Source organism: Bradyrhizobium australafricanum (assembly GCF_020329495.1).
Classification (GTDB): domain Bacteria; phylum Pseudomonadota; class Alphaproteobacteria; order Rhizobiales; family Xanthobacteraceae; genus Bradyrhizobium; species Bradyrhizobium australafricanum.
Genome location: NZ_JAGKJL010000002.1, coordinates 185,494 through 212,393, shown reverse-complemented (window position 1 = coordinate 212,393; position 26,900 = coordinate 185,494). Strand labels below are relative to the sequence as shown.

Below are 26,900 nucleotides of genomic sequence, written 5' to 3'. Positions count from 1 at the left end.
AACATCGTCATAATTGTCTCATTGCCGGGGACTTAACATTGTTATCATTCCAGCAACAGGACCGGTTTTGGCGAGATCTCGACCTCGCCGTTGACGACAGGCCCTTCGCCACCGTCGAGGCCCTGGTAAAGGCTGAAACGCGGGTCGACCCGGTAAACGGACCGGCCCTTAGTGGTCCAGAGGATCAAGCCGTTACGGCCATCCGGCATGCGAAGCTCGACGCGCCAGGTCGTCGGCGACGTCCTGCCTGCGGCCACGACACTTGCACCGACCAGCCAGGACTGGATCGTGCGGTAGGCAATTCCGCTCGGAAGCAGCCCGCGCGCCGGGTCCCATAATTTTCCAAAGTCGCTGCCGCCTCCGGCAAACTCGTACCAATAGAACCGGTCGACGCCGCTGATCCATTTCAGGATGTAGGCGCGTGCCAGACACCCGTCTGGATTGTCCTCATAGGACGACCAGCCGGCCTCGGTGTCCCAGATCGGCCTCGCGGACAGGTCGTGCGCGGCAAGGATTTTCCTGAAGCGCGCAATGATTCCAATCACCGCCTCGGGTTCGCTCGTATAGCCGTGAAAGGCGAACACATCGGCATATTGTCCGCCGCCTCGCGCCATGAAGGCCTGTTGCCAGCGATATCCGTCCGGCGTGCCGTTGGACGGCGGTGTCAGCACGGTCAAGGTGGGATCGCTGGCTTTAATGATCTCGTAGGCCCGCTTCTGCAGCTGGACCATAGTTGCGATATCGCCCGAGTAATATTTGGGATCCTCGGGCTCGTTCCAGATTTCCCAGTATTTGATGCGGCCGGCGGCGCGCGTGACAGCCGCACGGACCCAGTCATCCCATGACGCGAGATCGGCCGGCGGTGAGCTGGCGCCGGGCGTGAACGCCGGCGGCGCATCCTTCACCGACGCGGCCCAGCGCGGCGTATAGGCGAGATTGAGAACGATCTCGACGTGTTCTCGCTCGGCCGCCGCCAGGATGGCGTCGAAGCGCGCCCAATTGTAGATGCCGGGCGCCGGATTGATCTGTGCCCAGTAGATCGCGCCCCATAGCCGAACGCCGTCGAATTTGAGCTCCGGCCAGGGCTGCGACTTTGGCTGCGACTGTCCGATCGCATTGATGGTCATGCCGAAAAGCGTCGGCGGGATCACCGCGTTCACGCGGCTCGCACTCAGCGCATCGCTTGACGTCGAACCATTCCACTGCAGCGGCCATTTGTAGGCCAGCGGCAGCAGCGCGCTCAAAACCAGCGCAATCAATGCCCTTTGGCCCCAATCCCTCACTCTGCCTGCCATGTCCCTGTCTCGTCGCCGTCACATCGGTGCCGGGATTGCATAGTGGAAGCCGCGCATGTTAATGCCGATGTTAGTCGGATTGTGATGTTGTTAGGTCAATGGTATAGATCATCTCAGATGTCGAGAGCTGAACCATCACCGCGGCGGATCCTGTTCATCGTCGAGAACCTTCCGGTTCCTTTCGATCGCAGGGTGTGGTGCGAAGCAACGTCGCTGCGCAAGGCGGGCTATGAAGTTTCTGTGATCTGCCCGAAGGGGCGGGGTCATGACGAGTCCTACGAATGCCTCGAGGGCATTCACATTTATCGCCATCCGATGCCGGTGGAAGCGCGCGGGATCGCCGCCTACCTGATCGAATATCCGGTTGCGCTGTTCTGGGAAACGCTGCTCGCGATCAAGGTGGCGTGGAAGCACGGCTTCGACGTGATCCAGGGCTGCAATCCGCCCGACCTCATCTTCCTGATCGGCCTGTTGTTCAAACTCGGCGGCAAGCGCTTCGTGTTCGATCATCACGACGTCAATCCCGAGCTCTACGAAGCAAAATTCGGCCGCAAGGACTTGTTCTGGCAGCTGCTGCGGCTGGTCGAATATCTCACCTTCAAGACGGCGAGCATCTCGATCGCGACCAACGAATCCTATCGCGAGATCGCGATCACGCGCGGCGGCATGCCGGCCAACCGGGTTTTCGTGGTGCGATCCGGCCCTAATCTCGACCGGGTGCGCTCGCGGCCGGCCGATCCGGCCTGGCGCCGTGGCCGGCGCTACAGCGTCGGCTATGTCGGCGTGATCGGCCAGTCGGAAGGCATCGATCTCTTGCTGCAGTCGATCGGCCACATCGTGCACGATCTCGGCCGCACCGACATCCAGTTCAACATCGCCGGCACCGGGCCGGAGTGGAATGCGGTGGTCAAGCTCTGCGAGGAGATGCAGCTCTCCGACTACGTGAACTTCACCGGCGCCATCGCGGATGACGCGCTGTTCACGATGCTCTCGACCGCTGACGTCTGCGTCAATCCGGACCGCGTCACGCCGATGAACGACATCTCCACCATGAACAAGATCATGGAGTACATGGCGCTCGGACGGCCGATCGTTCAGTTCGACGTTCGCGAAGGCCGCCGCTCGGCACTCGACGCCTCGCTCTATGCTGCGAAGAACGACCGGAGAGATTTCGCCAGCAAGATCATTACGTTGATCGACGATCCGGCATTGCGGCAGACGATGGGGGCATTTGGCCGTAACCGCGTCGAGCGCGCGCTGTCGTGGACGCATGAGGAGCCGAAGCTGCTCGCGGCCTATGAGGCGTTGTTCGCCGGGAAGGTCCCCGTACAAAGCCGTGCACCGCGCGCGCATGCCCCCGCCGAGCGGCCGACCTCGCAAACTTCCAGCGCGAACGCAGCCGCCGGGCGGGTATCGTCTTGAACGCGCAGCCGCCTCACTCACGTCAAACGCGACGCGGCTGCGGCCACGCGCACGTCCTGGATTGTTGAAGGTCGAAGCATGAACGTCAGCATTTTCGGCCTCGGCTATGTCGGAACGGTGTGCGCCGCCTGCTTCACCGAACTCGGCCACCAGATCATAGGCGTCGACAAGAGCGTTGCGAAGGTCGACCTGATCCGCGGAGGCAGGTCGCCGGTCGTCGAGCCGGGCATCTCGGACAAGGTGGCGCGCGCGGTGGCAACCGGTCAGCTGACCGCGACCACCGACGCCACCGAAGCGATCGTCAACAGCGACATATCGATGGTCTGCGTCGGCACGCCCTCGTCCGGCAACGGCAACCTCGACCTGACCGCGATCCGACAGGTCGCGATCGAGATCGGCCGCGGACTGCGCGCCAAGAACGCGCCGCACACCGTGACGATCCGCTCCACCGTGCTGCCTGGCACCACCCGCGGCACCGTCGGGCCGCTGATCGAGGAAGCCTCCGGCAACAGGATCGGACGCGATTTCGACCTTGCGTTCAATCCCGAGTTCCTGCGCGAGGGCAGCGCGATTGCGGATTTCAACGCGCCGTCCAAGACCGTGGTCGGCGCTTTCAATCAGGAAACCGCCGACCGCGTCATGGCGCTCTACAAGGACCTGCCGGGCGCCAAGATCACGCCGCCGGTCGAGACCGCGGAACTGGTGAAATATGTCGACAACAGCTGGCATGCGCTCAAGGTCAGCTTTGCCAACGAGATCGGCACGATTGCGAAGACGCTCGGCATCGACGGGCGCGACGTCATGAACATCTTCATGCAGGACACAAGGCTCAACATCTCGCCGGCCTATTTGCGGCCAGGCTTTGCGTTCGGCGGCTCCTGCCTGCCCAAGGACGTCAAGGCGCTGAAGCACCTTGCACACAGCCGCGGACTGTCGACGCCGGTGCTCGAGAGCATCCTGCCGAGCAATGACATGATCATGTCGCGCGGCGCCGACTGGATCCTGTCGCATGAGGGCCGCCGCATCGCGTTCCTCGGCATCAGCTTCAAGGCCGGCACCGACGACGTCCGCGACAGTCCCTTCGTGAGGCTGGTGAAGAGCCTGCGCGGCGAGCGGCGCGACATCCGGATCTACGACCCCAATGTGCAGCTCTCGCAACTGATCGGCGCCAACCGGGATTTCCTGATGCGCAATCCGGAGCTGGTCGGCTTGTTGAACGACGACGTGACGGCAACCATCGAGTGGGCCGACATTATTGTGCTGACGACGGCGGATCCGCGCTTCGTTGCGGCGCTGACGGCGACCCGTCCCGACCAGGTCGTGCTCGAACTGTCGGAGATCGGATTGCCCGAGCAGGTGCGCGCCAAAGTGAGCGGCTTTCACTGGTAGGGAATATCATGGCCACCATGGGCCAGACCCGCGAGCGACCCGAAATCCGCTTTCACGACGAGATTTCGTCGGGATGGGAGACGCTGCATCAGAGCCGCACCTTCAAGGCGCGGACGGCCGCGATGTTCGGCCTGCTCGGGAACGCGGACCTCAATGGGCAGCGCTGGCTCGACGCCGGTTGCGGCACCGGAACGCTGTCCCGCCTGCTCGCCGCACGCGGCTGCGACGTCACCGGCGTCGACGCCTCATCGGAGATGATTGCGGCGGCTCGCGGCCGCGGCGCCGACGGCGCGCTCGCCGCGCGGCTCACATTTCAGCAGATCCCGACCATCGCAAGCCTGCCGTTTCCCGATCGATCCTTCGACGGCGCGCTGTGCGCGAGCGTGCTGGAATATGTTCCCGACGCGGCGCAGTGCCTCGCCGAGATGCATCGCGTGCTCAGGCCTCGCGGGCTTTTGCTGCTCTCCATCCCCAACCGCGGATCGCTGCTGCGCCGGAGCTACAAGCTCGCGCATGCGGCCTCTTCACGCGTGTCGGCGCGGCCGCTGTTTCGCTATCTCGCGTTCTCCAAATTCGACACCTCGCCGGCGGCCATGCAGGATCTGCTGCGACAACATGGCCTCACGATGCTGGGGAGCAGCTTTGCCGGCTCCCCGCTCCCGCCGGTGCTCGATCGCCAGCCCGCAGTGGGCACGCTGATCAACGTCCTGGCCCGGCGCGACGATTGACCTGGCAGGCGGATAGCTGCCTCAGGCCTTGATCGCCATCAGCGATTTGGTCATGCCGAGATAGCGTTCGCGATAGATCTTCGCGTCCGGAAACGTTTCGGTCATCTCGCGCCAGTCGAACAGGTGCCAGTCGGGCGCGGTGCGCTTGAACCAAAAGCGGTTGAATATACTGATCAGCGCGATCTGCAGCCGCCTCGGCAGCAGGACGATGATGCCCGGCAGCCAGGTATGGCTTTCGATCGGAAAGTACCGGTACGGCGTCTGCACGTAGAAGGACTTCGCGACCCGCGAGATCTCGCCCGCAAAACGGTTCTGATGCTCGCGCGCGATGCTCTGAAACGCCGCTTCGTCCTCGATCGTCACGACATCCTGCTTCGGCCCGGTGACATGCTCGATCACCGACGAGCAGAAGCAGAAGTCGAACGCCTGATCGTCGAACGGCAGGCGCTCGGTCTCCCGCAGCAGGACCGTCTTGAATCCGAAGCGCTCGCGCGCGGCCTTCAGATCGTCGGCCGATATGTCGCAAACCGTGATGTCGGTATGGCGCGGCAGGATCGCGCGAATGTGCCGGCCGGTACCGCCGCCGAGATCGAGGATTTTCGCATCGAGCGGCAGGTTCACGGTGCGGACGAGGAATTCGCCGCGCCGCTGGCGCGCTGCATTGGAAAATCGGGCTTGAATCGCACCCAGCAAGGTCAGTCTCCTGCTACCGGTCGGTCCGGTCTAGCACGGCATGCGCGATCCCTCACGCTACGATGCATCGATTTTCCTGCCACGCTCACTTGATGGCCTCGAAGAAGATCGACTCGTCCGGCCGGTTGTCGAGCCGGTCGATGTCGGGACAGACGCCCTCGCGATAGGCACGGGTGTGGGTTTCCGAACAGCCGGCGTCGCGGAACAGCGCGGCGAGCGAGGCGCGGGTAAAGCCCCAGTGATGCGCGAAGGCGGCCTCCTTGCGGCGATCGATCTCGAACACGCTCCTGAGGAAAGCCTGCGGCGCCGCCGGATCGTAGAGCGCGACGATCCGCTCCATGTCGGGGACGACGATCCGGCACACCCCGCCAGGCGCCAGCACCCGCGCGATCTCGCGCGCCAGCCGCTCGACCTCGTCGGGAAACAGGTGTTCGAAGACATGCGCGCTGAATACCGCCGAGAGGCTGCGATCCGCGAACGGCAGCGGCCTCGTCAGGTTCATGTGGCGCAGCCCGGCAAACTTGCCCTGGCGATGCTCGGCATAGCGGGCATCGCTCAGCACGCCAGCGAGATGCAGCGCTTTCGCCGCGAACGGCACCCGCGCGATCCACAGGTGCATCGTGATGTCGGTATTGATCCAGCCGTCGATGCCGCAATTGAAGGCGCCGATATGCAGCTTTTCGAGCGAGCCGCCGCGCGCGTCGCCGGTCATGTCCGCTCCCGCGCCGAATTGGTCAGCACGACCGTGATCACCGACGCCGCGCTGGAGGCCACCATCGCCGCAACCGCGCCCATCACCTGCCAGGCCTCCGCCGCGAACGGCAGGACGCAGCACAGCGCGACGAGGCCGGCAATCCGGCTCAGCATGAATCGCTGCGGCTTGCCGGTCGCAAACAGCGGCAGAGCGAGGCCGAGCCACACCGCGTCGAGCGCCATCGCAGCTCCCATCAAGGCGAGGCTGCCGGTGCCGATCTCATAGCTCTGTCCGTGGATGACAAGCGCCAGAATGCGCTGGCCGAGCAGCACGACCACCGTGCCATAGGCGGCGGCGATCGACCCAAGCAGCAGGGCATTCTCGCGCGCGGCAGCGGCGACTGCGCTGCGCCGGCCGGCGCGCAGTTCGGCCGCGATTTCCGGGAGGCGAACCGAGAACATCGTCGCGCAGAACTGGCTGAGCGGTGCGAACACCAACAGCAGGATCCGCAGCGACGCGCTCGCGTCCAGCCCAATCAGGAAGCCGCAGACCGGGATCAGCCCGATGCTGCCGATCCAGTAGGTGAGCGAGGTCGCGACGAACCAGCGCCCGTTCCGAAACAGCCGCCGCAGCGAGCCGCGGAAGATTCTGGCTTGCGGCCAGGCCAGCTCGCTGGTGTGGGCCAGCAGCAGGCCGCCGGCGAGCGCGGCCGAGATCGCGATACACGCCATCGCCGCGGCGGCGCCGGTGAGCTTGAGTGCGATCATCAGCCCGGCCGAGACGACCAGCGCCACGCAATAGGTCAGCGAGGACGCCAGCGCACGCGGCAGTCTGCCGTCGAGATAGCAAATCCGGCGGAACATGCTCTGCAGGCGAACCGCCGGGATCGCAAGCCCGGTTACGATCACGAGCCCGCCGGTGTCCCCGCCGACGGTTGTGATCACAAGGCCCGCACCCACCAGCAACAGGCCGAGCGCACCCGAGACGAGCAACGACGCCAGATAGAGGCCGAGCCGCAGCTGCGGCCATATCGATTTCGGGATGCGGTGCGCAGCCGCCGGCAGCCCGTCGTCGAACAAGCCGCGCAGGAACACTGCCTCAATCAGGATCGAGAGCGACCAGGCGACGCTGAACCTGCCGAACGAATTGATGTCGAGCACATTCGCGAGCACGATCGTCAGCACGAACGCCGAGCCGCTCAGCAGCGCCTGATCGATCAGGCCGAGCGCGACATTGCCCCCGGCCCGCCGCAGCCGGCGGAGCAACCCGCTCACGGCACCGGGGACCCGGGTCTGAGCCGCCACCCGGTCCAGCCTGTCGGTCAACGCACTCACGCCTCACTCACCCGCAATCTGTTGAATGTCCGCCGCGGCACCATTTGCAACCTGGCCTCCGGGCCGAAATAGCACCAGAACACCAGCACACAGCCGAAATAGTTGTGCAGCAACTGGCTGGAGTCATTGGCCGACGCGATCACGACGAACAGCAGCATCGCGAATGGTGCCAGCCAGTACATCCCTGTCCGCTCGAACGCAAAGACGATCGTGTTCCACAACGCGCGCGCCAGCAGCAGCATATAGAACGCACCGCCGAGCAGGCCGAACTGGAGAAAGGCGTCGAGATAGGAATTCTCGAACGAGCCGAACTCTGTATTCCACGGCGCCATGCTCGTCAGCTCGTTCACCGGCGAGCTCGGCAGTTCGTTGAAGAATCCCGAAAACCCGTAGCCGAGCCAGGGGTGCTGCCAGAAGAAGTGTGGCCAGACCGACCAGAGGAACGAGCGGCCGGTCAGGTTTCCGCTGCGGCCGACCAGCCCATACAACTCGTCGCTCGGCACGGCGAACACGACAAGCGCAACAAAGGCGAGGCCGAGCCAATAGATCGAGGCAGCCCCCCTGTGCCCGAGCACCACCAACAGAAGCCCGAAGGTTACGGCAAGCGCCGTCAACATGCTGATCAGCGGTCCTGCGGCGCCGGCCGCAGCGAGCGCGAAAAAATGACATCCCATCAGCAGCAGCGTCCAGCCGAATTGCCGCCGCGGCCCTGCCAGCATGCGCACGAAGCAGATCAGCACCATGAGGCCGAAAAAGGCGCCCGCGAGGTTCTTGTGACCGAACACGCCGGCATAGGCCTGGGTTCCGAGCACCGTCGGCCGGTGCAGCGGGTCGTAATCCCATTGCGAGCCGATCACCGGAAAGAGCAGGACGTGAACGATCAGCACCGCGATCCCGATCCGGAACAGCGTATCGACGAGACGATCGACCGGGCAGCTGATCACGACCCATGCCGAGAACATCGTGGTCAACAGATACATCGCGAACTTGATCGACGAGCCGGCGGGGTCCGTGCTCAGCGCCAGTGATACCAGGGCGAAGGCGATGAACGTCAGATAGAGATGCGACTGCAGCATCAGCAGGCCGAAGCGCTTCCGATCGATTGCTATGTGCAGCACCAGGAGGATGTAGAGCAGCAGCCAGGCGCCGCGGAACAGCGTGGATTCCCCGGCCCTTTCCGCGAACGAGATGCCCTCGATGAAATTGAACAGGAAATAGATGCAGCCGAGCACCATCACCAGATAGGCGTGCAGAAAGACATCGGTTCGCAGCCACCATCTGCCGATCATTGCACGGCCTCCTGCCGGGCCGGAGCCCTCAAGAGATGATCGACCGCGGCCGCAAAACGCGCCGCGGCGTCGGCAAGCGCATCGCGTCGCACGCTCTGCCGGGCCTGCCGCGACATCGCCTCCCAGCGCGCGGGATGTTCGAGCAAGCTGCGCGCCGCGTCGACCCAAACCTGTTCATCGAGCGCGCAAACATAGCCGTTATCTCGGTCGCGGACCAACTCGCCGCCTGCCCCGACATGGGGCGATACCAGGCACGGAACCCCACACTGCAGGGCCTCGTTGCACACCAGGCCCCACGGTTCCAGCAGTGAAGGCAGCAGCAGCAGCCGCGACTGCAGAAAGACCTCCGATATCGCCTGCCATGGCAGGTAGCTGTCGTGGCTGACATCGATGCCGGCACCGCCGAGCCGTGCCAGCATGCGCCGTTCGGCGGCGCCGGACCCGACCACACGCACCTTCAGCCCGGGCACGAACCGGCCAAGCGCGATCGCGACGTTCTCGAAGAAGATCGCATTCTTGGCGTTGTCATTGAGGCGGGCGCACCAGAGCAGATGAAATGGACGGTCGTCGAATGCCGGCACAACCGCCGGCGGATCCCATGCCGGCACCAACGGCACCACGAACAGATCGTCGGCGCGAACGCCCTCGCCGCGGAAATACGCCCTGCCCTTGTCGCTGCAACACACCACTGCGTCGCACTGGCGCAGCAGCCAGGGCCGCGCCAGGCGGTGATAGGCGGTGTCGGGCATCGTCTCGCGCCAGCCGTCGATCGTCAGCGCGAGCGCCTTGCCGTTGGCGCGCGCCCATGCCGCGCCGGCCAACATCGAGGGATAAAGACCGTTGACGAACAGCAGGTCGGGCGCGAGCGCGTTCAAGGCGCGCCCGATCCCGATATTGACGTGGGTGTGACGCGACCGCGACAGCGGAATCGATACACCCGGCACCGTGCGCGTGATGTAGCGCGGCGTGAACGAGCCGGCCCAGGAGCGATCGGCCTCCTGCTGTGTACAGGACAGCACGGCGAGATCCAGCCCGCGGCTGGCCAGCTCGTTGTAGAGACGGTTGGTGTAGGGTGTGATCATGTTGTTGAAGACGACCACGCGCGGCGCCATGGCTTACCGGTCCCGCGGCAGCGCCTGCGCCTCGTCACGCCGGGAGAGCGCCCCGCAATGATAAGTCGCAAGCCTGGTCGCGAACGCCGGACCGACCGACAACAGCGACTTCCGCACAATGCTTTTGGCAAGCCCCCTCACCCGCGACGAGTGGAAGGCGTGAACCGGCAGGCTGTGGTCATAGGTGCCGAAGCCAGTGACGTGGAGCCCTGCGGTCTCCAGCACCAGGCGGAACGTGTCGGGCGTGTAGAAATTGATATGGCCGATGTCGAGCGTCGATTGCAACGCCCGGCGATTGGTCCGCGCGTGCAGCTCGCACGGCACCTCGACATAGACGAAGGTCCGCGCGACCCGGGTGAGCTCGTGCAGGAATGCGCGCGGTTCGGGCACGTGCTCCAGGACGTGGCTGGCATAGACGAGGTCGAACGATCCATCGGCGAACGGGATCGTCGCGCCGTCATAGCTGGACCAGCGGAACGGGGCTGAAGCGGCGCCGTCGATCTCCAGATTGGTCGCGGGATCGATCACGTCGATGCCGGTGAAGTCGCGGCCGATGCCGATCGCCGACAGCCGCGCCAGCACGGCGCCGGTGCCGCAGCCGACCTCGAGCACATTGCCGACCTTCGCGGCGGCTGCGCCGAGCAAGCCCGCGATATGATCCGCCTTGTCGACCGCGCAGACGCGGCGCCAGTCGCGCTCCTGCGCCGAATAGACGCCCTCATAATGCGCGTTGTGCTGTCCGATGCAAAATTCCATCGTCATGGCTTAGCGCTCGCCTCCGGCGGCATTCGGGCAAGCTCGTCGAGGCGGTCGTATGATTTGCGCTCCCAATTGCGCCGTTCCGCCGGCGAGCGGCGATCGAGATCGTATCCAATGTCGGCCATGGCGCGGGTCAGGATGTCGACGTTCCGTTGCGGGACAGCTGCAAGGCCGGCCAGCAGCGTGTCGCGGTGCGCCCAGCCCGGTCCCTTCAGGAGATCGATTGCCTCGGTGTACAGTTCGGTCTTCACAAGACGCGCGAACTCGGCAATCACGTCGGACGAAAGGTCAGGCGGCAGCGCGTCGAACATTGCGAGCGCCATCGCGCTGCGCTTGACCACGATCCAGCCCTCATTGGGTCCGAGCCGGTACGACATCCGCAGCAAATCGAAATTGGCGTCGCTCAAGCCCTGCCGTATATTGCGAAGCCAGAACAGCACGAGCCAGAGATGGGGATCGGCCGGCGCGCAGCCGAGCGATTTGCGGACGGCCGCGTCGAGTTCGCCCATCCGGTCATCCACTCGATCGCCGGATGCAAGCGCGTTCTCGGCGCGCCGCAGCCGGATCACCGCCGCGCTGCGATCGATGGCCGGCATGCAATCCTTCTCCGCCACGGCGCGCGACAGCAACAGACCGAGGTCATCGAGCTCGGCGTCGCTGACCGGCACGTTGCGAAGGATCAGGTCCTTTGCGCCGTCGAGCCGGGTCTGGTCGACAAAGGCCGGCAAAGTGGTCGTGCCCCAGGCGACGGACGAGCATGCGACCGCGGCAAGGAAGCCGCGCGCAAGCCAGGCGGCTGCGCGCCCGGGCATCCCGCCGTGCGTCTCACTCGGTGTAGCCATATCGCCCATAGTGCGAGTTGTAATAGTAGTTCTTGCCGCCATAGCCGCTATAGCGGCTCATCGCGGCAATATCGGCCTTATTGAGCACGACGCCGAGCAGGTTCTCGTTGACCGCTCGCGCACTGCGCAGCGCGCGCTCGACCACCTGCACCTGGGTCTTGCCCCATTCCACGATGAAGACGAAGGAATCGACGAAGTGGGCGGTGATGCGGACATCGACCACCGGCGTGAGCGGCGGAAAATCGACGATCACATAGTCATAATGGCTGCGGGCCCCGTCGATGAAATCCCTCATCTGATCGGAGGCCAGCACGTCGTGCGAATGCGCGATGCGCGATCGCGTGGCGCCAGGCAGGAAGGCGAGGCCGGTCTCAGGATCGCGCCAGAGCGTGTCCTGCAAGGTCGCATTGTTCGACAACACGTCGAGGATGCCGCGCTCGGCAGTCGCGGCGACCTTGCGGCTGAGCGAGGGATTGCGCAGATCGCAATCGATCAGGAGCACGCGGGCCCCGCTCTGGGCAACAAGTTGCGCAAATACGAAGGCCAGCGTCGACTTGCCCTCGTTGGGCAGCGCCGAGGTCAGCCCGAGGATCTTCGACGGCTTGGTGACGTTGAGGTCGGCATTGACCTTGATCGAGCGGATCGCTTCCGAAAATCGCGAGAATGGCGAATCGATCGCCGCCCACAGCACCGGCTCGTCGCCGCGCCGGATCGTGCGCGGACCGATCGGCAGATTCGGACGACCGGCGACCGGCGCCTTGATCTGGCCCGGCGAGACGCGGGGAACGATGGCGACGCAGTCGGCATCGAGGATCGTCTCGACCATTTCAGCGGTGCGGAACACCCGGTCATAGAGGTCGCGCAACACGCCGAGCCCGAGCCCGGCGATCAGGCCGCCGAGCGCCGAGAGCGCGAGCACGACCAAGGTCTGCGGATGGCTCTTGCTGAGCGGACGCGAGGCGCGGGTGATCACCCGCGCCTCGCTGACCGGGAACGACTGCTGCTGCACGTTTTCCATGTAGCGTTGCAGGAAATTGTCGTAGAGCGAGCGATAGGTCTGCGCCGAGCTCTCGAGCTCACGCAGCGTGACCTGCGCCTGGTTGGTCGACTGCGACTGCGACACCGAGTCGTTCACGGCGCGCTCGATCTCGTTCTGGCGCTGCAGGGCGATCGCATAGTCGCTCTTGTAGCTTTCGGCGAGCCGCTTCAGCTCATCGATGATCGACGACTGGATCTCGCGCATCTGGTTGCGCAGGTTGACGGCGGCCAGGTGATTGTAGCCGTAGCGCGACGACCAGTCGGCCTCGCGGTTGGCCAGCTCGAGATATTGCGAGCGCAGCTTGGTGATGACCTGGTTGTTCAGGGTATCGGCCACCGTCGCATCGGGGACGCCTCCCTTCACCACCGCCTCGATGCGGTCGAGCTTGGCCTTGGCGTCGGTGACCTGCGACTTCACCTGGAGCAGCTGGGTGTTGAGCTCGCCGAGCTGCTGCTCGTTGAGCAGCTTGCCGCTGGAGGTGACGATGTTGTTGGTCTTCTTGTAGTCGAGCACCGCGCGCTCGGCGTTGGATGCCTGCGTGCGCAGCTCCTGGATGCGGTCCTGCAGCCAGACACTAGCGCGGCGCGTCGCCTGATATTTGGAATCGAGCTGGTCGACGATGTAGGCGTCGGCGACGGCGTTGGCGATCTGCGCCGCGCGCTCGGGATCGAGCGAACGGAAGCTGACCTCGATCACATAGGTCATGCCGCGGCGGCGGACGTCGAGCTGCTTCTGGAACGTGCGGACCGCGCGCCGGGTCCGGTCGAATTCGGTGGGCGGCGCCCCGCCGGCGAGCAGGCCGGACACGAAATCGAGCACGGCTCCTACCGCGCCGGCCCTGGAGCCGACGAATTCCGGATCCTCGTTGAGCTTGAGGTCGCGGATCACCGCGAGCGCCACATTCTCCGACTTCAGGATTTCGACCTGGCTCTCGACCGCGGCGGAATCGACGGGGGCCTCGCTCACCGGCGATTGCTGCTGGAAGGCCTGGAATTTGCGCGTGTCGATGATCATCGTGGCAAGCGCCGTATAGCTCGGCGCCGCCGTCGCCAGGTAGCAGATGCCGCCGAACAGGCAGAGCGCGGCGGTCCCGAGGATGACCCAGTATTGCCGGAGCAGATAGGTGACGAAGGCGTCGAAGGTTTCCGCCAGCGACGGCAATTCAGCCGGACGATTTCTCAGATCGACAGACGGCGAAATCTGGTTGCGCTGAAGCATCTCGTCCTATCGTCGCGCCGGCAGGATGGATCCTGCCCTCGCGCCCTCCAATGATCCTGGGAAGCGTCCCGCCGCCGACACCGAAGCGCGTTGCTGCAGAAAGTTCTCCATTGGCGATTGGACGTCCGCTCAGGGGGTGACTGTTGAAATGAGTGTGGTGCCGGTGCCCGCGGCCGTACCGGTCGTCGTGCTGCCCGAGCTGCTGACCGACGAGGTGAAGCTGAAGATGCCGGTGTTCACGCTGTTGCCGTCGATGGCCTCGAGCGTGCCGCCGCCGGCGCCGCTGGCGCCCAGCGCGCTGCTCTGGCCGCCGGATGCGCCGGCGCTGCCCGCGCCGCCGGCGCCGGTCGCCGCGGTGCCGCTGTCACCCGATGCAGCAGCAAACGCCATCACGGTGTCGAGATCCTTGGTGTCGGCAATCGCCTGCTGGATGCGCGTCGCGTAGGGCTGGTTGCTGCGCACCACGATGCGCGCGGCCTGGGCGAGACCGGCGGCGATCGCCGTCTTCTGGTCCTTGCTTGCCTTGGCGAGCAGCGCAATCAGTGGATCGAGCGATGTCGGATCGTTGAGGGCGAAGTCGCGCGCCCGCGAGGTCAACTCCACGCCTGCATTCGGATACTGGGTCAGCAGCTGCTCGGGATTGGCCTTGAAATTGGTGACCGCCTGGGACAGCTGGATCAGCCCGCCAGGTGTCTCCGCCAGCGCCGCGCCACCGGGTGTCGCGAGCACCAACATCACCACCAACGTCGCCAGGCGCGGGGCGGAAAAGCCGCCGGATCGCTCAAATGTGAACACAGCTATCTCCCTAACGAATACTAACAGTTCGTTAGCATAGTCAGAGTTATCGCGCCAATTAAATAGCCTCGCCGGCCGCGGCCGGGCGTTGGCGCGCGAAATCAGCGTTAACCGGCCGCCCGACCGTAACACTGGCGTCACGGTCGGTGCCGCCACCGCCGGCGCCCCGGCCGGAGCGGAAGGATTGCGACAGGCCTGCCCCGAGCAAGGCCGCGATAACAACGGCATAGCCGGTGATCTGGAGCGAGAAATCGATTATCGAATGGAGTGCGCCGGCGACCGACGCGCAGAGCGCCGCGAGCGGCACGATCACGTCGCGGCGACGGGTCCGCACGCCATGCGCGAGCACGACGAACGCCGCGAGCAGCGCGATCATGGCGGCGCCGGCCATTAACATTCCGCCGTCGGACGCCAGTTCGAGCCAGCTGTTGTGTGCCCGGTTCCAGGTCCCGCGCAGCGAGATGTCGTCGGTGCGATAGGCCGGATAAACAAATTCGAAGGTCCCGAAACCATCGCCGAGCCACGGGTGATCCCAGATCATCCGCAACGTTGCGCGATAGGTCGAGAACCGTCCCTCATCGGACAGGCCCATCGTGCTGAAGCGCGCGCCAACGCCGCCGCCGAGAAGCTGCAGCAGTGCCAGCGCGACCAGGCTGCCGACCCCGAGCGCCACGATCATGCCGTAGCGGCGCGGCACCCGTTTGCGAAAGAAGATCGCGGCAGCCGCGACCGCGGCGAGCAACGAGATCCCGACGCCGCCGCGCGAGCCGGTCAGAAACATCGCCAGCAGGCAAGTGAGCCAGCCGAACGCATGGCCGGCGAGCCGGCGCCGCGCCGGCATATCGAGGCGCCCGAGCAGCCGTGACAGGCCGGCACGGCGCGGCGGCCAATGCCGCTCGATCAGCTCGCAGCCGAACAACAGCCAGATTAGCGCACAGCAACCGTAATAGATGCCGGCCGTGTTGCGATTGACGAAGGGAGATGTCAGCCACGCCAGGTGCGCCTGCTTCTCGTGCAGCAGGTAGATCCGGGTGGGATCGATCACGAAAGTGATGATGCCGCAGATCGCATAGACCAGGCCCGCCGCGGCCACCGCCCGCAACAACCCGCGCGCCAGTCCGCGGTTGGCACCGAGCACGACGCCGATGGCGAAGCTGAGCAGGCAAACGATTCCGACGCCGATCGAATAGAACGGCTGACCGCGCGCGATCGACACGGCCGGCGGCAACTCGGCAGGCAGCAATTTGCCGGCCTCCGCCCACAACGCGTTCGGCGCCACACCCGACCAGGGGTGGAGCGCCGACTGCTCGTGCAGCACCAGCATGGCAAGCGCCGTCAACAGCGCCGTCACGGCGAGGATCATGAGCTGACTGCCGCGCAGGCGCATCGGCAACACCCCGAGCAGTGCAATCCCGAGCAGGATCGACCAGATCGCGGGCGCAACAGCACCGACCGAGCCGAGCGGCAGAGGCGCCAAAGCGACGACGGCGCAGAACAGCCACGATGACCAGCGCACCGGCCACGGCAACGCCGTCGCCTCGCTTGAGCCGGAAGCTAATCTTAAGCGTGTCATGAAGCCGGCCGTGCCGGCTCACGCCCCAGTATCAGGGCGCAAGCTTGATCGAATTACGAAGTAAGGTTGCGTTGTAGGCGGCTACGATCGGATCGTTCGCCGTTGCGGTCACGAGGCGGATCTGCTGCATCACCTTGGCGTCCTCGACGGATGCCGCGTTCGACGCATAGAGCACGTCCTTGTTGCGCAACTGGAAACGCGTGGCCAGGAAATAGCCGGCCGGATCGCGGAAATTGATGTTGTAGACGACCGGGATGATCGGCCCTGAATATTTGCTGACGTCGACGCCAAGCTTGGCCGCCACTTCCGGCAGTTCGCCGCGATAGACGAACACCGAAGCCGGATCGGCCGAGGAGTCGTTCAGGCCGCCCGCCTTGGCGACGGCTTCGGCGAGCGAGATGCGCCAGGCCTCGAAATTGAACTGGCCCTGCGCGCCGGACGCGCCGAAGGCGACGAAGGTCTGCGGCTCGCGGTAGACATAAATGGTGTCGCCGGGATGAGCGTAGATGTTGCTCTTGGGCTCGTAGACCAGCTGGCCGAACGGCACCGTGGTGCGCTTGCCGTCACGCTCGAGCATGACCCATGTGTCAAAACCCTGCCCTTTCGGGCCGCCGGCGCGCGTGATGGCGTCAAGCACGTGCTCACCCGCGGCATTGGCGGGGAAGCGGTTCGGCGAATTGACCTCGCCGAGCACAGAGATCAGCGAGGTGCGCTGCTCGATCAGGGCGACCACGGCCTGCGGCTCGATCGCGCGGTTCTTCAGCGCATCGACGATCGAGCGCTGCACTTCGGTCGGCGTGCGGTTCTTGGCGCGGATCGCGCCGGCATAGGGCACCGAGATGTTGCCGTCGGTATCGACGTTCTGGTTCGGCAGCGTGATGTAGTTGCCGGGACGCACGCCGGCCTCGACCGGAATGAACAGACCGCCGGCGGCGGCCTCGAAGATCGTGACGCTGACGACGTCGCCGATGCCGAAGTGGATGTCCTTCGGCGGCGGGCCCTGGATGCCACCGGCGAGTTGCGGTGCGAATGACGCCAGCACGTTCTCGATCTGCGGTGTGATCTTGACCATCGCATAGGGCAGGCTTTCAGGATCGCGCTGCCCGGCCACGACATCGGAGCTCGTCGGACCGTTGGTCGGCATGTAATGGCAACCGCTGACCCAACAGGCGACCGCAAGCATTAACATTACCCGAATGAAATTCGCACGCGACATTCAAATACTCCGGCCGTGCCGTAACACGCCGACTATCACAATCACAAGTTTCCGCGATATATTGCGATGCAATTGATAAATAATGTTAGCGAGGTGAGGCAATTCGGCGACACCGGCGCACCGCCGTGAGACAAAGCCCCGCGCGCCGTCACTCCGGCTTTGCTTTCGTCCGATGTTCCCGTTATCTGTGAATGAGATGGTTTGAGTTAACCAATTGAGGGTTCGATGGCCCGCTTGAAGCCACTGGCGATCGCGTTGGGAATGGTCGCCTTGCTGTTGGGCGGTTCTGTTGGCAGCTCAGTTTTTGCCGCTGAATTGGGTATTTCCCCTGGGCCGCGCGCCGTGCAACGGGTCAGCGGCAACTGTCAGCGGCTGCAATATTGTCGTGGCGACGTCTGCCAGTGGAAACGGGTTTGCTGGCACGGCTGTCCCGATCGCTACTCCTGCGCGCCGCTCTATGGCGCCTATGGACCGTATGGCGGCCGCGATTATTGGGCTGCCTATAGTTACGGCGATCTGCGTCCGTTCTGAATGTTAATCGACTAACAAAACCACAGGTCATCGAGGTCGGCCGGCACCGCGCCGACGGCTCTGCGACGTGCGGGTTAACCCCGGCTTAGGCCCGGCCCGATATCATGCGGGCGCAGGGTTTGGTTATGTTATTTGTTTTCCTTGGCAATTTCATCGGCGGCACCGTTCTCGGGCTGCGCCAGCACTGTCTGGTGCTGGCGCCGGTGGCGCTCGCGGAAGTCGCGCTGCTGGCCGCCATCGGGGGCGCGCGCCTGTCGTGGTCGGAAACCGCGCTGCTCATGATCGCTGCGATCGTAGCGCTGCAAGTCGGATATCTGGCAAGCACCTTCGCGTCGCTGTTCTGGTCTCGCACCTCGACGCCACGTCTCGCCCTGCGCCGTTCGCAATAGCAGGGCATAACACTGCCCCCTTTGGCGTGCCCGATTTTCGTTGACCTCGCGGCAAGCCCGGGGCATCCCGCTGCCTTGGGCGCGCGCGCCCGCCATTCTGCAGGACCTCCCCCTCTCGTGTGGAACGTCACGGCCTTCATCTGCATCTTGATCGGGGCGTCGATTCCGCTCGGTCTCATCGACGCATCGCTCGCGACGGGTCTCGTCGGCGCGGCGACGTCGCTCGGGCTGCTCGCAAGCCTGCTGGCGATCCGTCCAGGTGAGCTGTCGTTCCTCAAGTCGGTCGCCGGTCCCGCTGTTGCGGCGGCGCTTCTGCCGATGCTCTGGATCATCCTGCAGATGCTTCCACTGGCAGCCCTGGCGCATCCGGTGTGGAAGTTCGCCGGCGAAACGCTGGGAGCACAGCTCAGCGGCAGCATCACGATCGACACCGGCGCAAGCCTCGGCGCGCTGCTGATCTGGCTGTCACTCATATCAGTCATGATCACCGCCGCCGCGATCGCGATCGACGCCCGCCGCGCCGATATGGTGGCCCGCACCATTGCAGCAACGGCGGCCGTCGCGGCCCTGATCCTGCTGCTGTCAAGCGATCCGGTCAAAGTCTGGCCTGGCGCTGCCCGCGATGAGACGGCAAACGGATTCCTGGTCGTCGTTCTCGTTGGCGTTCCGCTCAGTGTTGCGCGCGCGCTCGACGTCGGTGGACACGCCGATGGTCGCACCGCAGCCCAATTGACACGGCTGCGCTGGCTGCTCGCCGCCGCCGCGCTGCTCTGCGCCGTCAGCGCCTGCTGGGTTGGGCGGCGCGGCGCCGCGATCGCGATTGCCGCGGGCATCGCCCTCGTCCTGATGACCTTCGCCGCGCGGAAACTTCATCTGCACCGCTGGAGCAGCGCTGCTGCTGCGGCAGCGATCGCGCTGATCGCCCTGGCGACGGCGATCGGCAACCGTCATCCCGACGTGCCGCTTGCGGTCGCCTTTGTTCATGCACCGTCCGAGTTTGTGCAATCGACCCACAATCTGCTCGCCGACCTGCCCGCGCTCGGCAGCGGCGCCGGCGCCACGGCAACGCTGGCGTCGACCTATATGGACTGGCAGGGCGCCACCACGCGCCCCGTGGTTGCGACCAGCGCGGCGGCCTTGATCGCGCAATTCGGTTCCGCCATGTTCTGGACTCTAGTTGCGGCTATCATCGTCGGCATCGCAGCGTTCACGGCCGGTGCGCGCAATCGCGGCCGCGACTGGTCCTACCCTGCATCGGCGGCAGCCGTCCTGCTGACGCTGCTGCTTGCTGGCTTCACCTTGCCGGAATTGCCGGCGCTGCCCGGAGTGATCGTGTTGGGAGCCGTGATCGGAACAGGACTGGCACAGCGGATCAGCCGTTCACGGTCGCAGGCGGGCTAGACGCCAGATGCGCAGCTTCCTCCAGCGTCTTGTCGGCCAGACCGGCGATCTCGAACATGAGGGCGACGAGACCTGCATCTACGCCGTCGGCGATATCCACGGTCATGCCGACCTGCTGCACGAGATCTGCGCCCGCATCGATGCCGACATCCGTCGGTTCCGGCCGGCGCGACCGATCCAGGTGTTCCTCGGCGACTATATCGATCGCGGACCGGATTCGCGCGATGTCATCGCCATGCTCGAACAACGCCGCCGCACCCGCAGCATGGTCTGCCTGCTCGGCAATCACGAGGCCTGCCTGCTGGAATTTCTCGTCAATCCCGACATGCTCGCGCAATGGCGGCAGTTTGGCGGCTTGCAAACGCTGATGTCCTACGGCCTGACGCCCTCGCCCAATCCCGACGCCTCCGAACGCAGGGCGCTCGCCCGGCAATTGATCCGCCAGATGCCGCCGGCCCATCTCGCCTTCCTGCGCTCGCTGCCGCTCTGTTATGTGCACAAACGCTATTTCTTCGTCCATGCCGGCGTCAGGCCCGGCGTCGCGCTCAACCAGCAGCGCAAGGAGGATCTGCTCTGGATCCGCGACGACTTCCTGATCTCGGAAGATGATTTCGGCAAGGTCGTGGTCCACGGCCATACGCCGGTGCATGAGGCCGAGCTGCTGCGCAACCGCATCAATGTCGACACCGGTGCCTATGCGACCGGCCGCCTGACCTGCGTCAAGCTTGAGGGAGCCCGGCGAACCCTGCTGATGACCGGCAACCGGGCCGCGCGCCATGGCTAATACGATGGCTAACACGATGGCTGACGCGATCGGCCGGAATGCGAGGCGTCTCTCGCCGGCCTTCGTGCCGGCCGCCGCTGCGATCGGCGCGGCGACGCTGGCCTTGTCGACCTGGTGGCTTGCCGCCGATGCATTGCGCGCCAAACCGGCGATCGCCGCAGAGGTCGGCATGGTCAGAGGCGAGCTGTGGCTGCGCGACGGCTGGAGCCAATTGCAGACGTCACCGGAGGTGGCCGAAGCCGCGTTCACGCGCGCGCTTCGCCTCTCGCCGATGGACGCCGGTGCCTGGTTCGGCCTCGCCTCGGCAACCGGACGGTTCGACTGGCTGAACCCGACCGCGTCGAAGGCGCTCAAGATGTCTTACTATACCGGCTTCAACCGCAGCGACCTGATCGCGCCGCGCCTGATCCTTTTGGCGCAGGTCGACACCACGCGCGATGTCGAATTGGTCGACCTGCTGCAGCGGCAGATCCGCCTGATCCTCACGCGGGCGCCGGAACTGAAGGGCGCGATCGGGCAGGCCTATCGCGTGGCTGGCGACGCCAACCGGCGCATCATCGAGGCGGAGTTCAAGGACGCCAACCAGAGCATTCCGCAGTAACGCGCGCCTGGCGCCCAGATGCCCAGCCGTCAGATACCCTTGTGACGCAACACCGCGCCGACCGTGCGCAGCACGATGCGCAGGTCGAGCACGAAGCTCCAGCTCTTGATGTAGATGAGGTCATGCGCCACCCGCAGCTGCATGTCCTCGATCGCCGGCGTCGCGCCGCGCAGCCCTTGCACCTGCGCGAGACCGGTGATGCCGGGCTTGACGTGCTGGCGCTCTGCATAGCTCGCGATCAGCTTCGAATATTTGTCATCATGCGCCAGCGCGTGCGGCCGCGGCCCGACCAGCGACATGTCGCCGCGCAATACGTTCACCAGCTGCGGCAGTTCGTCGATGCTGCGGCGGCGCAGGGTCGCGCCGATCCCGGTCAGCCGCGGATCGTTCGGGCGGGCCTGCGTGATGATATCGCCATCCTCGAGCACGTGCATCGAGCGGAATTTGAGAATGGTGAATTGCTTGCCGTCGAAGCCGTTGCGGCGCTGCCGGAACAGGACCGGCCCCCTGGAGTCGAGCTTGATCGCAATCGCCGTTCCGATCAGCAGCGGCGCGAACAGCACCAGGAGGCCGCTGGACGCCACGATGTCGAACAGTCGCTTGCCGGCGCGCTCGAGCGAAGTAAGCGGCGAGCGCTGCATTTCCAGCGTCGGGATCGGGCCGGTCGCCACCATCCGCAGTGCCAGGAACCGCTCCGCGGTCCGGTCCGGCAGCAGCCGCACCGGCAGCGGCGATGCCCGCAGCTGATCGCACACGAACTGGATGCGCGGCTCCTGCTGCCAGGGCATGGCCAGGATGATCTCGTCGGCGCCGCACTCGCGGGCTGCAAGAATGGCCGACGCGACGGCGGCCCGGTCGCCGGCGTCGTCGGACGATCCGGAGAGCTGGACCCGTCGCACCTCGCTGAGGCCGAAATCGCGCAGCAGGCTCGCTTGCCGCACCCGGGACAATTCGTCCGCCATCCCGACCACGACCGCGCGGCGCGTGGCCAGCATGCCGCGGTCGATCGCGCGTTGCAGCGGCGCCTGCAGCAGCATCCGTCCGCCGACCAGCCCGAGGCCGCCGATCAGGCCAAATGACAGCACCGACCCGCGCGAGACGCCGGAACCCACCTTCAAAAGGAAGATGATCAGGGTCATCAGCAGAACGACCAGCAGCCATCCGCCGAGCAGGCTGCTCCAGCGCCGGTCGAGACCGGCCAGCACCTGCGCATTGTAGAGGCCCTGCGACTTCGCCACGAACATGTGAAGGATGGCGGCGAGGACCCCGATCCCTAGAAAACCCTCGAAGCTGCTGCTATAAACCGTGTGGTAGTAAAAGAGGTGATAGGCCGCGCCGCCGACGATGCTGGACAGCACGACGATTATCATCTCGAACGCGACGGCAAACGCCTCGAGGGAGGCGAAAGCCAACGAGAAGGCGCCGAAGTTAACCGGTACCTTCGCCAATCGAGCGTCCGAAAGGTCGGTCATCGGGAATTAACATTCGTGTTAACAATTCATATGTGTATTATCAGGCGGGTTGTGAGCTCGCAAGACCTGCTGCGGATATCGGATAGAGAGCGCGCATGAGTTCATCGGCTGGCGAAACCGAGGCCGCGCTGGTGGCCCTCCTCCATCTCATCCGCCTGATGGGCGCCGAGCTCGTCGCGGGCCAGCACCGCGACGACGTCGAGGTGCTGGTCAAGGCGATCGAGACAAAGCTGCGCGCGGCCCGCTTCCCGGCCGACATGCCGAATCAGGACATCGTCAGGGGCTTGGACCTTGCACAGGCCAGACTGCGTCCGATCTTCGCAGAACTGCGCGCAAGGTCGGAGAAGGCACATCTGAGCGACCAGCTGCTGCTGGCTCCCAGGCCTTCACGCATCCACTAACGGATAGCTTACGTCAGCTTTGGGCTTCACCACGGCGGGGCAAGCCGCTCCCGCTGCCGGACCTGAGCGCAAGCTTTTCCTCGATCTTCATTTTCTCGAGCAGCAAGTCGGTCACGATACGGCGCAGCCGTTCATTTTCCAGCCGTAATTCATCAATACGGTTATGGACAGGGGGGATCCCATCTCTATCATCGGTGCGAGCGGCGAATTCGGTAACAGTACCATTCGCCTGGTGGCCACGTGCGGCCTCCTGCTTGCGCCAGCGATGAAATGTCATCACGCTAACGCCCAGCACCTTGCACGCTTGGGCCTGGGACTGCCCCCGCGCCATGAGTTCCTCGGCCTGTTTGACCTTGGAACTGATCTCCTCAGTAGAATGACGCCTCATTGGTCATCTCATTGCCCCCTAGATTAGCAATCATCGCATGGCCTATAAGCTATGTAAATGCAACAGGAAATTCAAATTGAGGGTTTCCCGGGGGCCTTTCGGGAGCCTCGAACTTGCCGGTCGGCAGCAACACATAGTGCGAAGAAACGCCGAAGCTGCAAGGTATTGAGCGGAATATACGGGGAATATTCCTCCGCTGAAAGGGCCCGATAAAAAAAGTTATACGACTTTCTGTGTATGAGAGTTTGATCGGGATAACTGGCGCACTGTTTGCATTCTCAAACGGGAAGCAAATGAGAATATTCAATCGGTCTCTCGACAGATTGTGAGTGCGCCATGCCTCGCCGCGATAATCGCCCCACCGGTCAAGCGCAACTTTCACAAATTTCTAACAAATTAATCCCGCGACTTTCGCGTCCGGCCGCTTGCGGGCGTACACGCCCAGCAGTAGTTACTAGGACGTTAGGTGTCATGAGGGTTTCAACATATTTGAGGATTATTTTCACGAAACCTAACGCTCATATCTCGATCCACGAATTATCAATTAAGCGCTTTCCCACCCGAGGCCATCAGGCGGAACCACGTCCGCCCGATAATCCGCGAACCATTCCGTGCTGACGCTTGTCAGAGCCAGTCTCTGATCAACATTTTTGCGAGGATCGACACCATGGCGCGTCTCAAGGTCTTCGAGGGGAACCAACCCGCGTCAAGCGAGGCGGCCGACATCCTGGAACGCCTCGTCGCGGAGAATTGCGAGCTCCGGCATACCGCGGTCGAACTGGTCTTGCAGAATTGGATCCTGCGCGAGCGTCTGTCCGATGTCGGGGCACGCAAGTCCGTGCCGCTGGAGCACTGACCGCCCCCACCCTCACGACCGCGATTATCCGCAGCAACGTCCGCCAGCTCGCCTAAACGAGCATCGGGCCAGCGCATCATTCAATTTAGAATTGAAATGTCCGCAACTGCAGGCGCGCCAGCATGCTCGCCGGATTGGCGAGGATGTGGCCGCATATTCTGCCGATGAGAAAGAGGCTGACGGACTTCAGCTGTGAACCCGGCGCAGCGCGACGCGCGGGGTGTTCTGCTCTCGAGACATGCCGAACGAACGCGACGAGCCCGGGCGTTCCTGGATTTCACGTAACTCAGCGATATCAAGCATCAGCGCAACGACTTCGTTGCGCAGCGATTGATTGGTCGCGAGCAACGCCTCTTCGATCGGCTGATGCAAATGTTGAACTTTGTGCTGCTTCATGGCGCGCCCTCGCTCTGCGGTTAAGGGTATGAGCGATGTGATTGAAGTTTCGATGACAGGGTTATTCCGCGCACATGGAAGGCGGTTAATGGGGCAGGTTTGCGACCAACATGGCTCCGAGTTAAATTTTCTCAATCAGGTTCCACAACCTGATCGCGAAGCGCTAGATCGGCGGCCTTTGATGTGTCGTACAGATGAGTTGGCAGCGGCAGCTATGAGGCGCGCGGCTGGACAACGCGGCTCAATGTGGGTCGGAAGCTCTACCAAGCGCATGATATTGCTTGGTGATCATTGATGGCTGCCGTGTCGTTCAACCAAACGTGCATTGTCCGGCTATCACAATGTCGCCGTGTTACAGCGATCGCGCTTCAAGGGACGCGCTCAGCTGCACACAAGATATTCCACCAAAGCTGCTCCGCAGACGCAAAATCTGCTGCTGCCACGTCCATCAAGGATCGCAGAGTGTTTCGACCGGTTGCGAATATTGAAGAGGCTGACGGTGCCCTGAAGCGCTCGAGCAATCCAGCGAAATGAATTCAACGCTGAACATCGGACCAAACGCGATTTCGCCTCCGCCGGACCCAACCGCGCTAACGCTATTCTAATTAAAATGAGCGGGACCGAAGCGTCCGGTTTGAACAGTGGGAGTGAACGCCTTTCGCGCGCCTGTCGCTGCATTCGCACGCGCTTGCACAGTCCCCATGAACAGCAGCGACAGCGAAGATTCGCCATAAGCATCGCTAATTCGCCCCGCGTCGCGATCGCGCGCTATTTCGATTTAGGAGGCGTATCGTCGTCCATCTTGCCACCATTGGCGACGCACTTGTTGAAATAGTCCCGCTGGGCTTTGGCGCCTCCCCGCGCGCTCCCGGAAGCGGGATTGCCGGGCTGTAGCGGCGGAAATGCCTTCGCGACCAAGGCATCGCAGGCGCGCGCCACCTGCACGTCGATCGCATGCGCGGGAACCATTGCGCTGGAGATCATGATCACGGCTGAGGCGATCGCAAAACCCGAGATAACTCGCATTGCCACACTCCGTTCCAAACTGAATCAGTTTTTTTCTCGAGCCCGGACTCGCAAGGAGCGGACTAAAGCATGATCCGGGAACGTGCGAAGCGGTTTTCCGTCGCAACAAAACGCGGATCGCGTTTGCGCGAAGATCAAGCTCTGACTGCGAGCTGAAACACGACGACGATTCTCGCGGCGCCTAGGTCCGATCGACGTCGTGATAGGCCCGATACCAGGCGACAAACCTGGCAATGCCATCCTCGATCCGCGTCTGCGGGCGGAAGCCGATTTCACGCTCCAGGTCAGAGACGTCGGCCGACGTCTCTAGTACATCTCCCGGTTGCATCGGCAGCAACTGCTTTTCGGCCTGTCGCCCCAAGCCCTGCTCGAGCAGCGCCACCACATGCATCAGTTCTTCCGGCCTGCTGTTGCCGATATTGTAGACCCGCCACGGCGCCCGGCTCGAACCCGGATCGGGATGCGCTCCCGACCAGTTGACGTCGCCTTCCGGCGCGCGGCCGATCAACCGCACCATCGCCTCGACCACGTCGTCGACATAGGTGAAGTCGCGCCGCATGTTGCCATTGTTGAACAGCTGGATCGGCTTGCCCTTGGTGATCGCGTCGGCGAACGCATAGAGCGCCATGTCCGGCCGATACCACGTCCCATACACGGTGAAAAACCGCAGCCCGGTTGCCGGCACGCGATAGAGATGGCTATAGGAATGGGCGATCAGCTCGTTGGCCTTCTTGGTTGCGGCGTACAGGCTGACGGGATGGTCGACATTGTCGTGGACCGAAAACGGCAATTTGGTGTTGGCGCCATAGACCGACGATGAGGACGCAAACAACAGGTGCTTGCACGCGGTGTGCCGGCAGCCCTCGAGGACGTTGAGGAAGCCCTCCAGATTGGAATCCGCATAGGCGTGCGGGTTCTGCAGGGAATAGCGCACGCCGGCCTGCGCGGCGAGATGCACCACGACCTCGAAGCGATAACGCTCGAACAGCGCCTTCATGCCGGCTCGGTCGGCGAGGTCGAGCTCCACGAAGGTGAAGCCACGGTGCTGCTTGAGCAGATCGAGGCGCGCGCGCTTGAGCGCCGGGTCGTAATAGTCGTTCAGATTGTCGAGGCCGATGACCGGCTGCCCTGCCCGCAGCAGATGCTCCGCCAGATGGAAGCCGATGAAGCCGGCGCAGCCCGTGACGAGTAGATTGCCTGCGATCACCACGTCTTGCCCGTGCCTTTCGCCTTGCGCCGGACCATTCGAATACCGCC

The 26,900-nt window shown here is 64.1% G+C and carries 27 protein-coding genes; 10 read left to right on the top strand and 17 right to left on the bottom strand.

Annotated elements, in window-relative coordinates:
- Positions 1-44 precede the first annotated feature (44 nt).
- Entirely contained in the window at positions 45-1,295 is a 1,251-nt protein-coding gene (locus tag J6525_RS02810; RefSeq protein WP_225641877.1) for a glycosyl hydrolase, read from the bottom strand.
- 117 nt (positions 1,296-1,412) lie between these two features.
- Here J6525_RS02810 and J6525_RS02805 point away from each other — a divergent pair, with 117 nt between their 5' ends.
- From J6525_RS02805 to J6525_RS02795, 3 genes are all read left to right on the top strand, one after another.
- Positions 1,413-2,717: a glycosyltransferase family 4 protein gene (locus J6525_RS02805; protein ID WP_225641875.1), complete on the top strand. Its 1,305-nt coding sequence runs from the start codon at positions 1,413-1,415 to the stop codon at positions 2,715-2,717.
- Positions 2,718-2,795: 78 nt separating this feature from the next.
- Entirely contained in the window at positions 2,796-4,106 is a 1,311-nt protein-coding gene (locus J6525_RS02800) for a nucleotide sugar dehydrogenase (RefSeq protein ID WP_028331593.1), read from the top strand.
- Between the two features lie 8 nt (positions 4,107-4,114).
- Positions 4,115-4,834 carry a class I SAM-dependent methyltransferase gene (locus J6525_RS02795; RefSeq protein ID WP_225641873.1) on the top strand — a complete coding sequence of 240 codons (720 nt, stop codon included), beginning with the start codon at positions 4,115-4,117 and terminating at the stop codon, positions 4,832-4,834.
- A gap of 21 nt (positions 4,835-4,855) precedes the next feature.
- On the opposite strand, the gene J6525_RS02790 is transcribed toward J6525_RS02795, so the two are convergent.
- The 11 genes from J6525_RS02790 to J6525_RS02740 form a co-directional block, all read right to left on the bottom strand.
- A complete protein-coding gene (locus J6525_RS02790) occupies positions 4,856-5,527 on the bottom strand; it encodes a class I SAM-dependent methyltransferase (protein WP_225641871.1) in 672 nt (223 codons plus the stop codon).
- 85 nt (positions 5,528-5,612) lie between these two features.
- Positions 5,613-6,239, bottom strand: a complete 627-nt coding sequence (locus J6525_RS02785; protein ID WP_225641869.1) for a class I SAM-dependent methyltransferase — start codon at positions 6,237-6,239, stop codon at positions 5,613-5,615.
- Positions 6,236-7,555, bottom strand: coding sequence for an MATE family efflux transporter (locus J6525_RS02780; RefSeq protein ID WP_225641867.1), 1,320 nt, complete (start codon positions 7,553-7,555; stop codon positions 6,236-6,238). The genes J6525_RS02785 and J6525_RS02780 overlap by 4 nt, the downstream gene beginning before the upstream one ends.
- Positions 7,552-8,844 carry an O-antigen ligase family protein gene (locus J6525_RS02775; protein ID WP_225641865.1) on the bottom strand — a complete coding sequence of 431 codons (1,293 nt, stop codon included), beginning with the start codon at positions 8,842-8,844 and terminating at the stop codon, positions 7,552-7,554. Before J6525_RS02775 ends, J6525_RS02780 begins: the two co-directional genes overlap by 4 nt.
- Positions 8,841-9,956, bottom strand: coding sequence for a glycosyltransferase family 4 protein (locus J6525_RS02770; protein WP_225641862.1), 1,116 nt, complete (start codon positions 9,954-9,956; stop codon positions 8,841-8,843). The genes J6525_RS02775 and J6525_RS02770 overlap by 4 nt, the downstream gene beginning before the upstream one ends.
- A gap of 3 nt (positions 9,957-9,959) precedes the next feature.
- The gene (locus tag J6525_RS02765) at positions 9,960-10,718 is read right to left on the bottom strand and encodes a class I SAM-dependent methyltransferase (RefSeq protein WP_225641860.1); all 759 of its coding nucleotides are present in this window, start codon (positions 10,716-10,718) and stop codon (positions 9,960-9,962) included.
- Positions 10,715-11,527 carry a hypothetical protein gene (locus tag J6525_RS02760; RefSeq protein ID WP_225641859.1) on the bottom strand — a complete coding sequence of 271 codons (813 nt, stop codon included), beginning with the start codon at positions 11,525-11,527 and terminating at the stop codon, positions 10,715-10,717. The genes J6525_RS02765 and J6525_RS02760 overlap by 4 nt, the downstream gene beginning before the upstream one ends.
- Before the next feature lie 13 nt (positions 11,528-11,540).
- Entirely contained in the window at positions 11,541-13,814 is a 2,274-nt protein-coding gene (locus tag J6525_RS02755) for a polysaccharide biosynthesis tyrosine autokinase (protein ID WP_225641857.1), read from the bottom strand.
- 129 nt (positions 13,815-13,943) lie between these two features.
- The gene (locus J6525_RS02750; protein WP_225641854.1) at positions 13,944-14,609 is read right to left on the bottom strand and encodes a hypothetical protein; all 666 of its coding nucleotides are present in this window, start codon (positions 14,607-14,609) and stop codon (positions 13,944-13,946) included.
- Between the two features lie 58 nt (positions 14,610-14,667).
- The gene (locus J6525_RS02745; protein ID WP_225641852.1) at positions 14,668-16,182 is read right to left on the bottom strand and encodes an O-antigen ligase family protein; all 1,515 of its coding nucleotides are present in this window, start codon (positions 16,180-16,182) and stop codon (positions 14,668-14,670) included.
- Between the two features lie 31 nt (positions 16,183-16,213).
- Complete coding sequence (locus J6525_RS02740; RefSeq protein ID WP_092079563.1) at positions 16,214-17,326, bottom strand: polysaccharide biosynthesis/export family protein; 1,113 nt, start codon at positions 17,324-17,326, stop codon at positions 16,214-16,216.
- A gap of 297 nt (positions 17,327-17,623) precedes the next feature.
- Between J6525_RS02740 and J6525_RS02735 the strand changes: the two genes are divergently transcribed.
- The 5 genes from J6525_RS02735 to J6525_RS02715 all read left to right on the top strand — a co-directional run bounded on the left by J6525_RS02735 (position 17,624) and on the right by J6525_RS02715 (position 21,104).
- Positions 17,624-17,929 carry a hypothetical protein gene (locus J6525_RS02735; protein WP_143029476.1) on the top strand — a complete coding sequence of 102 codons (306 nt, stop codon included), beginning with the start codon at positions 17,624-17,626 and terminating at the stop codon, positions 17,927-17,929.
- 104 nt (positions 17,930-18,033) lie between these two features.
- On the top strand, positions 18,034-18,318 hold the full coding sequence (locus J6525_RS02730; RefSeq protein ID WP_225161239.1) for a hypothetical protein: 285 nt from the start codon (positions 18,034-18,036) through the stop codon (positions 18,316-18,318).
- 117 nt (positions 18,319-18,435) lie between these two features.
- Positions 18,436-19,719, top strand: coding sequence for a hypothetical protein (locus J6525_RS02725; protein ID WP_225641850.1), 1,284 nt, complete (start codon positions 18,436-18,438; stop codon positions 19,717-19,719).
- 7 nt (positions 19,720-19,726) lie between these two features.
- Positions 19,727-20,503 (top strand): metallophosphoesterase family protein, encoded by a 777-nt coding sequence (locus J6525_RS02720; RefSeq protein WP_082654012.1) that lies wholly within the window; start codon positions 19,727-19,729, stop codon positions 20,501-20,503.
- Between the two features lie 16 nt (positions 20,504-20,519).
- Positions 20,520-21,104, top strand: coding sequence for a hypothetical protein (locus J6525_RS02715; protein WP_225641848.1), 585 nt, complete (start codon positions 20,520-20,522; stop codon positions 21,102-21,104).
- A gap of 29 nt (positions 21,105-21,133) precedes the next feature.
- On the opposite strand, the gene J6525_RS02710 is transcribed toward J6525_RS02715, so the two are convergent.
- Positions 21,134-22,552 carry an undecaprenyl-phosphate glucose phosphotransferase gene (locus J6525_RS02710; protein ID WP_225641846.1) on the bottom strand — a complete coding sequence of 473 codons (1,419 nt, stop codon included), beginning with the start codon at positions 22,550-22,552 and terminating at the stop codon, positions 21,134-21,136.
- 119 nt (positions 22,553-22,671) lie between these two features.
- Between J6525_RS02710 and J6525_RS02705 the strand changes: the two genes are divergently transcribed.
- Positions 22,672-22,977 carry a hypothetical protein gene (locus tag J6525_RS02705; protein WP_092079551.1) on the top strand — a complete coding sequence of 102 codons (306 nt, stop codon included), beginning with the start codon at positions 22,672-22,674 and terminating at the stop codon, positions 22,975-22,977.
- Between the two features lie 13 nt (positions 22,978-22,990).
- Here the strand turns inward: J6525_RS02705 and J6525_RS02700 are convergent, their stop codons facing one another.
- Positions 22,991-23,365 carry a helix-turn-helix domain-containing protein gene (locus tag J6525_RS02700; protein WP_225641845.1) on the bottom strand — a complete coding sequence of 125 codons (375 nt, stop codon included), beginning with the start codon at positions 23,363-23,365 and terminating at the stop codon, positions 22,991-22,993.
- 667 nt (positions 23,366-24,032) lie between these two features.
- Here J6525_RS02700 and J6525_RS02695 point away from each other — a divergent pair.
- Positions 24,033-24,221, top strand: coding sequence for a hypothetical protein (locus J6525_RS02695; RefSeq protein ID WP_028331611.1), 189 nt, complete (start codon positions 24,033-24,035; stop codon positions 24,219-24,221).
- Positions 24,222-24,407: 186 nt separating this feature from the next.
- Here the strand turns inward: J6525_RS02695 and J6525_RS02690 are convergent, their stop codons facing one another.
- From J6525_RS02690 to J6525_RS02680, 3 genes are all read right to left on the bottom strand, one after another.
- Complete coding sequence (locus tag J6525_RS02690; RefSeq protein WP_016841790.1) at positions 24,408-24,617, bottom strand: hypothetical protein; 210 nt, start codon at positions 24,615-24,617, stop codon at positions 24,408-24,410.
- A gap of 768 nt (positions 24,618-25,385) precedes the next feature.
- Complete coding sequence (locus J6525_RS02685; RefSeq protein WP_225641843.1) at positions 25,386-25,643, bottom strand: hypothetical protein; 258 nt, start codon at positions 25,641-25,643, stop codon at positions 25,386-25,388.
- A gap of 181 nt (positions 25,644-25,824) precedes the next feature.
- On the bottom strand, positions 25,825-26,853 hold the full coding sequence (locus J6525_RS02680) for an NAD-dependent epimerase (RefSeq protein ID WP_375166706.1): 1,029 nt from the start codon (positions 26,851-26,853) through the stop codon (positions 25,825-25,827).
- Positions 26,854-26,900 lie beyond the last annotated feature (47 nt).